The sequence below is a fragment of the Treponema sp. genome (genome assembly GCF_017430385.1).
Classification (GTDB): Bacteria; Spirochaetota; Spirochaetia; order Treponematales; family Treponemataceae; genus Treponema_D.
Map to the genome: position 1 here is coordinate 1 of NZ_JAFRNB010000086.1, position 9,156 is coordinate 9,156.

A 9,156-nucleotide genomic window follows, 5' to 3' on the forward strand; every position below is an offset into this window, starting at 1 on the left:
AAAGCGAGTGAGTGAGCGGCTGTAGCGATAGCGGAACTGCGGATAGCCCGACCGCCGCTTATCGGCGGTTGCGACCCAATCCCTTTTATTTCTTTTAATACCATATTTTTCATTCCTAATTTCCCATTTTCATGCTACACTACGCTTATGGAATTACCAGAAATCATGCAGCAGCAGGTTTTTGCCGTTGCGGGCGACACGCTTAATCCTGAGAAATATGCTTACAAAATCAAGCAGGGGCTTTTGGAGCATGGGTATACGGTTCATGCGGTTGGGAAGGAGCTTGCCAGTTTTAACGACATTCCTGGCGACATTGACATCATCGATCTTTGTATTAATCCTGTGAAGGGGCTGGCTCTTATCAGGGAATGTACAAAGCCTTTCAAGTGCATCGTAATTCAGCCGGGCGCAGAGAGCGAGGAATTGCTTTCTTATCTCAACGAGAAAAATCTTCCGTATATCGAGGGCTGTGTGCTTGTGGGGCTGAGTGTGTACGCGAAGGACAAAAATTCTTAGCTTTTAGCTAATTTTTTTCTCTCCAGATGCTTGGGGAGCTTCCGCAGAAATTTTTGAAGGCCCTTGAGAAGTTGAGCTGGTTGTTGTACCCCACTGCCCTTCCTATGTCGGCGACCGAAAGCTCTGTGTTCCGCAGGAGGGTCTGGGCTTTGGACATGCGGTAAATTATCAGGAATTCTTTTGGCGATTTTCCTGTGCTTTGCTTGAAGATTTTCGTGAGGTAGCTTCGGTTGAGGTGACAGAGTTCGGCTATGTCATCGACGCTGATATCCTGCATATATTTCTGCTCGATGAAGTTTATCGATTCTTTTATATAGAAATCGCTCATTTTTGTGGTACGCATTACATTTTCACGCCAGTATGAAGTTGTCAGGTAGTGCAGGAATAAGTAAACGTGACCGATTATATTGAAAACTCCTTCCTGCGGATTGTGGGAAATGTATGTCATTTCATGAAGGAGGCCCTCGGCTAGTTTTGAGTCCTTGGGCTTGTAAACAGGGTTTTCTATAGTGAGTTTTGTCAAATCAATGACTTCTTTTACCTTGAGTCCGTCGAATTCGAGCCATGTGTATTCCCAGGGATTGTCTTTGTCAGCAAAGTAGGTAGTGATCTGACCGGGAAAAATCAGAAATCCCTGACCACCGCTTATATGAAATTCGGTGTCTTTTCCTTTCCCGTCATTTGAGATTAAGGTTCCTTTTCCTCGTACTACATAATGAAATAGAAAGTGATTTCGCGTAGTAGGACCGAATGAATGACCACTAGCACATTTTTCCCATCCGCACTGGTAAAGATTTAAATCAACAAAATTCTCGCTAGAAAATATATAAAAATTGTCTTCTTCCATTTTTACTTGCCGAAAACTTTTTTTATGTCCTAAAACCATGCAATACTGCTGTTTAAGGATATATCATTTTATCTCATTATATATCACTTTATCTTATAAAGCAACAAAATGATATAAAATTCAAACTTTTATTTCATTTACATCTGAAAATTCAGTGTTACACTTGAATCAGTAATTTAATAAGTTTTTTGGAGGAAAAATGAAAAAAATTAAATTATTGTCTGCTGCTGCTCTTGCTGCAATGGCTCTTGCATCTTTTGTCGGATGTAACGAGAAAAAGGCTGCTGCTTCAAAAGAAGTTAAAATTGGCGAGGGATTCACAACAAATCTTATCAAGGTCAACATTTGGGATAACAACCAGAGGGAAGGCTTGCAGAAGATTGCTGATGAATGGACTGCAAAATCTGGCGTAAAGGTCAGCATTGAGGTTGTTGACTGGGACAACTACTGGACTTTGCTTGAGGCTGGTGCTTCTGGCGGACAGATGCCGGATGTATTCTGGATGCACTCTAACACTGTTCAGATGTACATGGAGAATGATTTGCTGCTCAATCTCGATCCGTACATCGCTGCTGACAAGAGCATCGACATGAGCCGCTACTATGACGGAATTAAAAATCTTTACACACGCAAAGACGGAAAAGTTTTCGCTGTTCCGAAAGATCACGATACAATCGCCCTTCTTTATAACAAGGCAATTTTTGACAAATACGGTGTAGCATATCCAAATGATAACTGGACTTACGAGGATATGTATGAGGCTGCAAAGAAAATCACCGAGGCTTCAAACGGCACTGTTTACGGATATGCTGTAGACACATCAAACAACCAGGACGGCTGGTATAACATGGTTTATGCTTATGGCGGAAAAGTCATCACTGACGACCACAAAAGCACAACTATCGGCTCGGATGCTGGAAAAGCTGGTATGGAAATGGTTCGCAAAATCCTCACAGTTTCTGCTCCACAGACTGTAGTTTCTGAGACTTCAAACGATGTCCTCTTCAAGTCTGGCAAAGTCGCTATGATTACTCAGGGTTCTTGGATGATCAACAGCTTCTACACATCAGAGAATGCAAAGGACTATGCTTGGGCTATGCTTCCTTACGCTGACTTGAACAAAAACGGCAAATGTGAGAAGAACGAACGCTGGTCTGCTTACAACGGCTTGGGCTGGGCTGCTTCTTACAACACAAAAGACCCGAACGCTGCATGGGGACTCATCGCTTACTTCTGTTCACAGGTTGGACAGAAAGAGCAGTCTGAGCTTGGCGTAACAATGGCTGGTATGTACGGTGAATCAGCAGCTTTCGCAAACGCATTCAAGGGAATGGATGTAAGCGCATTCACAAAAATCGAAGAGAACGGCTCACTCTACTTCCGACCATACACAAGAAACACACCTGTTTGGGAAGACGGACTCAAAAAGAAAGGCGCATTCCTTGACGCATGGCAGAATCCTAATGATCCAGCAGTTATGGCAAAGGCTTGTGAAAATGCACAGGCTTTGATTACAAAGGCTATTTCTGAGGAATAATTCTAACAAAATTATCAGTTGTCCGGATGAGGCGCATTTTTTTCGCTTCATTTCGGGCAGCTTTACTGGAGGAAAAATGTTAGGTAAAACAAAGATGACTAAAGCGGCAAGAAATGAGGCAATCTGGGGGTTGGCATTTGTCGCACCTACAATCATAGGTCTTGTGATTCTTAACTTCATTCCGGCTTTAAATACGGTCTATCAGTCATTTTGCAAGACAGGTGACTTCGGAAAAGGAAACAAATTTGTCGGGTTTGCGAATTATATCTCTGTAATGAGCGATAGTGAGACCTGGCAGTCATTATTGAACACAATAAAATACGCATTGATTGAGGTTCCTTTTGGAATCGCAATTGCTTTGGCTCTGGCAGTATTTCTTAACAAAAAGATAATCGGAAAATCAGTTTTCAGGACAATATTCTTCCTTCCAATGGTATGTGCCCCTGCCGCTGTTGCAATGGTATGGAAGTGGCTCTATAACATGGAATTTGGTCTTTTGAATAATATTTTTGGAACTCATATTGCATGGATTTCAAATCCGCACATCGCATGGATTTCTGTTGGCGCAATCGGCGTCTGGTCAATCATCGGTTACAATATGGTTCTTTTCCTTGCTGCTCTTCAGGAAATTCCAAGTGACTATTACGAGGCCGCCACAATTGACGGTGCATCTGGTATAAGTCAGTTTTTTCATATAACGGTTCCGCTGCTAAGCAACACCACATTCTTTATCGTTCAGACTCGTGTAATCGCGACTCTCACGGTTTTCGACCTCATGTTCATGGTAATGGATGTAACGAATGTTGCGCTGCCTAATGTTCAGTCAACGGTCTTCCTGTTCTACACTTACGCATTTAGGAACGGAAACAAGGGCTATGGCTCGGCATTGGTAATGCTTCTGGTTGTTTTCATCATGATTGTTACGGTCATCATGCAGAAGTGCGAGAAGAAATTTGTTAGTCGCTAGAGGTAGAATATGAAAAACAAAAAATATTTGGAAAGCAAGTCTACGGAAATAATGTATGCAATCCTTATCATAATGGCTTTTATAATGCTTGTTCCGTTCGCATGGATGATTCTTACGGCGGTAAAGACAAATCAGGAAGCCATTTCCGTTGATCCGTTCTATATCTTCCCGCAGATTACCTGGCATTGGGAGAATTTCGTGACGGTCTGGAAATCATACAATTTCTTGATTCTGTACAAGAACACTTTGCTGATGATTTTCTTCCGCATCCTTTGGGCATGTCTTACGGCGACACTTGCAGGCTATGCTTTTGCCCGCTTGCGTTTCCCAGGAAAAAATTTCCTCTTCGCGCTCGTTTTGATTCAGATGATGATTCCTTCACAGATTTTCATCATCCCGCAGTACCTCATGGTTTCAAAGCTTGGCTGGCTCAACACAACTAGTGGTCTTGTATTTCCAGGAATGGTTTCGGCTTTCGGAACTTACCTGCTCAAAACGGCTTTCGAAGGTTTGCCGAGGGATTTGGAGGAAGCTGCGAACATGGACGGTTGCAATGTCGGACAGCGATTCCTTTTCGTAATGATGCCGCTCACTAAGTCTGCGATGGTATCTTTGGGAATCTTCACAGCACTTTTTGCCTTCAAGGATTTGATGTGGCCGATGATTGTCTGCACAAATTCGATGACGACTACCCTTTCGGCTGGCCTGGCAAAGATGCAGGGACAGTACGGAACAGAGTACCCGACGATGATGGCCGCAGCTGTCATTGCCGTCATTCCGATGATTGTAATTTATGTGATTTTCCAGAAACAGTTTGTTAAGGGAATCGCAACATCAGGCTTAAAGTTGTAGCAAAAAATTGATGTCGTTGCCGGGCTAGGCTCGGCAATCCAAAAATCTACTTCTAAAAAGGAAAAAATTATGGCTGACTCAAACAAAAATGGAATATTTTTCCATGACGGGATTTTTACGCTCCAAACGGAAAACTCTACTTATCAAATGAAAGCTGACAAATTCGGCTTTTTGCTCCATCTTTACTACGGAAAGAAAATGTGCGGCGTTGCGGATTATCTTCCGACTCAGGCAGACCGTGGATTTTCACCGAATCCTTACGATGCTGGTGCCGACAGAACTTATTCTCTTGACTTTTTGCCGCTTGAATTCCCTGTCCGTGGTGTAGGAGACTTTAGAAGCCCTGCTTTCGATGTGAAATACGCCGACTCTTCTTGGGGCTTGGACTTGCGTTACAAGTCTTACAAAATTTCTGACGGAAAATATTCTCTTCCTGGCCTTCCAGCCGTTTATTCAGAAAATGCAAGCGACGAAGCTCAGACACTCGAAATCATTCTTGAGGACGAGGTTTCTAAGATTCAGGTGAAACTTTTTTACGGAATCTTGCCGAAGCTCGACATCATCACCCGAAGCGTTGCTGTCACAAATTTTGGAAGCGAGACTTTCACAGTCGAAAAATTGCAGGCAGCATCACTTGATTTTGTAAGCGGAAACTATGATTTCATAAAATTCTACGGCCGTCACGCAATGGAACGCAACGCAGAGAGGACTCCAATCACTCACTGCTCTCAGGTAATCGCCAGCCGCCGCGGAACTTCAAGCCATCAGTACAGCCCGGTCATGATTGTCTGCAAAAAAGACGCCACAGAAAATTCCGGCAGCGTCTGGGGATTGAATTTCGCTTACTCAGGCGGATTCAAGGGCGAGGCCGAGAAAGACCAGTTCAACTCAACTCGCGTTCAGCTCGGCTTGCAGGAGGAAATGCTTTCTTACCCGGTCGCAAAGGGCGAAACTTTCTGGTCTCCAGAGGTTATAATGACTTACTCGGACAAAGGAATCGGTCAGGTTTCACGCAATTTCCACAAGTGCATCGCAAAAAATGTCTGCCGCGGAAAATATCGTGATGAAGTCCGACCTGTTTTGCTCAACAGCTGGGAAGCAAACTATTTCAACATCTCAAAAGATTCAATCTTAAAGCTCGCAAAAGATGCGGCGGAGCTTGGAATCGAAATGCTCGTAATGGACGACGGTTGGTTTGGAAAACGCGACGACGACAATTCCGGCTTGGGCGACTGGATTATCAACGAAAAGAAAATCGGCTGCTCTCTCAAAGAACTTGTCGAAAAAGTCAACGAGACTGGCCTTAAATTTGGAATCTGGTTTGAGCCTGAAATGATCAACGAGGACTCAGACCTTTACCGCGCACACCCGGATTGGGCTTTGAATTTCAAGGGAAGAAAACCTGTTCGCGGACGAAATCAGCTTGTTCTGGATTATTCACGAGCGGAAGTCGTCGAGGCGATTTTCGAGCAGATGTGCAAAGTCTTGGATTCAGCAAACATCGAGTATGTAAAATGGGATTTCAACCGAAGCATAAACGATGTGTATTCGTATGCAGAAAATGTAAAAAATCAGGGCGCGGTTCTCTACGATTTCATAAAAGGCACTTACTCGCTCGCAGAAAAACTCACTTCACGCTACCCGAACATTCTTTTTGAAGGCTGCTCAGGCGGTGGCGGTCGTTTTGATGCCGGCATGATGTTCTACACGCCGCAAATCTGGTGCTCCGACAATACCGATGCAATTGACCGAACCCGCATTCAGTACGGAACTTCATTCGCTTTCCCTGCAAGCACTGTCGGCTCTCATGTTTCAATCGTTCCGAATCATCAGACTGGCCGAGTCTGCCCGATGAATACTCGTGGCGTTGTCGCAATGGCAGGCACTTTTGGCTACGAACTTGACTTGGCAAAAATCAGTGCCGAGGAAAAAGCAGAGATTCGCGAGCAGGTAAAATCTTACAAAAAATACGCCAAGCTGATTAAAAACGGCGACTATTACAGGCTCACGAACCCGTTTACCGACGAGACAGCTTCTTGGGCATTCGTTGCCGAGAACAAGAGCGAGGCATTAGTCAGCTCAGTTCAGCTTGAAATGCACGGAAACATGACTCCGCTTTATGTGCCGATTTCTGGCCTTGAAAGCGGCTGCACTTACCGAGACGAAGCAACTGGCAAATTGTATCCTTCCGATGCACTTGAAGAAATGGGGCTTCCAATTAAGGAAAACATGCTCCACTTCAAGGCTTACCAGTGGCATTTGGTGAGAATGTAAACTCTCCCTGCGGATGATTGCAAGAGAAGCCCTCCTCTCTCTTGTAATTATTCCGCAAAACCTACAGAATGTATCCCGCATGATAGAGGATAACCTGATTTCCGCAAAGGAAATGATAATGACGGCGTTCACGAACATTGAGCGTGCGGAAGTCGAAAAAAATAACAAGCTTCTCAAAACATGGAGGCTCACGCTGGAATCAATCCGCTCAAACGCAAAGAACGGCGAAAACCTGGGCGCGAACCTCTATGCACATTCCCGCGTAATCGATTTGAAGAACGGCATCCTTCTTGTTGAAGCCGACCACCCGGCCTGGATTCAGACACTCCGCATTTATCAGAAATATATTTTGACAGGCTTAAAACGCGGCGTTCCAGATGTAAAAATTTCGTCGCTGGCATTCCGTCTCCGGGGCACAAACGCCGAGCTTCACAGCCAAATAACCGAAGAAAAAATCCGAAATAATATAGAAGAAAGAATCGAAAAAGAAGAAAAAGTGATTCAGGAATTTGATGAAAAAATTCGCCCGGCTTCAGTAGATTCCGCGCAAAATGGAGATAATTCCCCACAAAACAAAGAAATTCCCGAAAATTTAAGACAAATTCTTGACAGACTCAAGGCGGATATATTGACCTCTCCCCGATAAATTTGTTAAACTATTTGCCACTACCAAATTTTTGCGAGGATAGAGGAAGTTCTTGCAAAATTGCTCAAATTTTTTATCAAAATTTAGGGTGATCCCCAACAAAATAAGGAGAATGTTCTATGAAACGAACATACCAGCCAAGTAAAGTTAAAAGAAACAGAAAATTTGGATTCCGCGCTCGCATGGCAACTCGCGGTGGTCGCATGGTTCTCGCTCGCCGAAGAGCAAAGGGCCGCAAGAAGCTTTCAGTTTGTGACGAGCACAAAAAATACTAATTCTTTTTAACAAGAGGCAGGTTCTATGAAGTCAGCTGGTTTTACGCGCGAAGAGCATATTAAAAAGCCCGGTGATTTCAAGAATCTGTTTAAAAACGGGAAAAGGGCTAGCACGGCGGGGGCAAAACTTTTCTTTCTCCCAAACGGCTTGGATTTCAACCGGATTGGCTTTCCCCTTCCCCGCGGTTTTGGCAATGCAGTTCAGCGCAATCGTGCCAAACGATTCAGTCGCGAAACCTATCGTAATTTAAAAGCACACCTGAACACCGGATATGATATGCTTTTTCTGGTATATCCCCCTTCCGAGAAAGACTCGTTCAGCACGCGGTGTGTTCAATTTCGTACATTGTGTGAAAAAGCAGGTTTAGTCAAAGAATGAAGAACGCACTTGTGTTCATTTTAGGCTTACCAATTCGCTTCTACCGAAAGTTCATCTCTCCGCTCAAAGTGCCTTGCTGCAGGTTTTATCCTACTTGCTCGGCTTATGCTTTGGAAGCTTTGCAGAAGCATGGCCCAATCAAGGGAATGTATCTTTCGACAAAACGAATTTTAAAATGCAATCCTTTTCATTCAGGCGGTTACGATCCGGTTCCGTGAAAATCATTAACAGAGAAAATTACTGCCATTAATTGGCATTAGGATGTTTTATAATGGAAAAAAATACCATTTGGGCTATTTCGCTCTCAACTGTCGTTCTTGTCGGATTCTTTGCGGCACAGACAATTTTGTTCCCGCCAAATCCTCAGGAGCAGCAGGCTCAGACCGAGCAGACAACTGAGGTCGTAGAGAATCAGGCTACCGGCGAGTCAGAAAAACAGGATTCTTCTATTGAAGAAAATCTTTCAATCGTTTCAGAAGATTCAGAGTCAGAGAATCTTACTGAAGAAAAATTCACTATCACAACAAACAAAGTTGCTGTAACTTTCACGAACCGTGGTGGTGACATCGTGAGCTACGAGCTTATCGAGAAAGATGCCCGTGGCAACCTTAAAAACCGTGATGCAGACACAGGCAAAGGCGTTGAGCTTATCGAAAACCTTTCAGACAAGAACCGCGCTTTTGGTCTTTCTCTCGGTGGTGCAACCCGTCCTCTCATCAACGACATTTTTACAGCAAAAAGACTTGATGATTATTCAATCGGCTTCTTCAAAAAATTCACTTCAAAAAATGCAGACGGCACAGAAAGCGAATTTACTCTCGTAAAAAAATACACTTTCAAACCGAATGACTACACTTTCAAGC

At 43.9% G+C, this 9,156-nt stretch carries 10 protein-coding genes and 1 pseudogene; 10 read left to right on the forward strand and 1 reads right to left on the reverse strand.

Features of this window, described 5'->3' with window-relative positions; translation table 11 throughout:
* The first annotated feature begins 147 nt into the window (after positions 1 to 147).
* Positions 148 to 516, forward strand: coding sequence for a CoA-binding protein (locus IJJ71_RS05885; RefSeq protein WP_296845903.1), 369 nt, complete (start codon positions 148 to 150; stop codon positions 514 to 516).
* Between the two features lie 7 nt (positions 517 to 523).
* On the opposite strand, the gene IJJ71_RS05890 is transcribed toward IJJ71_RS05885, so the two are convergent.
* Entirely contained in the window at positions 524 to 1,363 is an 840-nt protein-coding gene (locus IJJ71_RS05890) for an AraC family transcriptional regulator (protein ID WP_296845904.1), read from the reverse strand.
* 199 nt (positions 1,364 to 1,562) lie between these two features.
* Here IJJ71_RS05890 and IJJ71_RS05895 point away from each other — a divergent pair, with 199 nt between their 5' ends.
* The 9 genes and pseudogenes from IJJ71_RS05895 to IJJ71_RS05935 all read left to right on the forward strand — a co-directional run.
* Positions 1,563 to 2,900, forward strand: a complete 1,338-nt coding sequence (locus IJJ71_RS05895) for an ABC transporter substrate-binding protein (RefSeq protein WP_296845905.1) — start codon at positions 1,563 to 1,565, stop codon at positions 2,898 to 2,900.
* 76 nt (positions 2,901 to 2,976) lie between these two features.
* Positions 2,977 to 3,867 (forward strand): carbohydrate ABC transporter permease, encoded by an 891-nt coding sequence (locus tag IJJ71_RS05900; protein WP_296845906.1) that lies wholly within the window; start codon positions 2,977 to 2,979, stop codon positions 3,865 to 3,867.
* A 9-nt stretch (positions 3,868 to 3,876) separates the two neighbouring features.
* The gene (locus IJJ71_RS05905; RefSeq protein ID WP_296845907.1) at positions 3,877 to 4,719 is read left to right on the forward strand and encodes a carbohydrate ABC transporter permease; all 843 of its coding nucleotides are present in this window, start codon (positions 3,877 to 3,879) and stop codon (positions 4,717 to 4,719) included.
* Positions 4,720 to 4,788: 69 nt separating this feature from the next.
* Positions 4,789 to 6,993, forward strand: a complete 2,205-nt coding sequence (locus IJJ71_RS05910) for an alpha-galactosidase (RefSeq protein WP_296845908.1) — start codon at positions 4,789 to 4,791, stop codon at positions 6,991 to 6,993.
* Between the two features lie 79 nt (positions 6,994 to 7,072).
* Positions 7,073 to 7,639, forward strand: coding sequence for a DciA family protein (locus IJJ71_RS05915; RefSeq protein WP_296845909.1), 567 nt, complete (start codon positions 7,073 to 7,075; stop codon positions 7,637 to 7,639).
* Positions 7,640 to 7,758: 119 nt separating this feature from the next.
* Positions 7,759 to 7,914, forward strand: coding sequence for a 50S ribosomal protein L34 (rpmH, locus tag IJJ71_RS05920; RefSeq protein WP_184656981.1), 156 nt, complete (start codon positions 7,759 to 7,761; stop codon positions 7,912 to 7,914).
* A gap of 25 nt (positions 7,915 to 7,939) precedes the next feature.
* A complete protein-coding gene (rnpA, locus tag IJJ71_RS05925; protein WP_296845910.1) occupies positions 7,940 to 8,293 on the forward strand; it encodes a ribonuclease P protein component in 354 nt (117 codons plus the stop codon).
* Entirely contained in the window at positions 8,290 to 8,511 is a 222-nt protein-coding gene (gene yidD, locus IJJ71_RS05930) for a membrane protein insertion efficiency factor YidD (RefSeq protein WP_296845911.1), read from the forward strand. The genes rnpA and yidD overlap by 4 nt, the downstream gene beginning before the upstream one ends.
* A gap of 53 nt (positions 8,512 to 8,564) precedes the next feature.
* Positions 8,565 to 9,156, forward strand: a pseudogene (locus tag IJJ71_RS05935) (membrane protein insertase YidC); the annotation flags it as partial.

Bases quoted from the DNA above. Each gene is read 5' to 3' on its own strand.
- IJJ71_RS05885 (WP_296845903.1), top strand. From the start codon at position 148: ATGGAATTACCAGAAATCATGCAGCAGCAGGTTTTTGCCGTTGCGGGC.
- IJJ71_RS05890 (WP_296845904.1), bottom strand. From the start codon at position 1,363: ATGGAAGAAGACAATTTTTATATATTTTCTAGCGAGAATTTTGTTGAT.
- IJJ71_RS05895 (WP_296845905.1), top strand. From the start codon at position 1,563: ATGAAAAAAATTAAATTATTGTCTGCTGCTGCTCTTGCTGCAATGGCT.
- IJJ71_RS05900 (WP_296845906.1), top strand. From the start codon at position 2,977: ATGTTAGGTAAAACAAAGATGACTAAAGCGGCAAGAAATGAGGCAATC.
- IJJ71_RS05905 (WP_296845907.1), top strand. From the start codon at position 3,877: ATGAAAAACAAAAAATATTTGGAAAGCAAGTCTACGGAAATAATGTAT.
- IJJ71_RS05910 (WP_296845908.1), top strand. From the start codon at position 4,789: ATGGCTGACTCAAACAAAAATGGAATATTTTTCCATGACGGGATTTTT.
- IJJ71_RS05915 (WP_296845909.1), top strand. From the start codon at position 7,073: ATGATAGAGGATAACCTGATTTCCGCAAAGGAAATGATAATGACGGCG.
- rpmH (WP_184656981.1), top strand. From the start codon at position 7,759: ATGAAACGAACATACCAGCCAAGTAAAGTTAAAAGAAACAGAAAATTT.
- rnpA (WP_296845910.1), top strand. From the start codon at position 7,940: ATGAAGTCAGCTGGTTTTACGCGCGAAGAGCATATTAAAAAGCCCGGT.
- yidD (WP_296845911.1), top strand. From the start codon at position 8,290: ATGAAGAACGCACTTGTGTTCATTTTAGGCTTACCAATTCGCTTCTAC.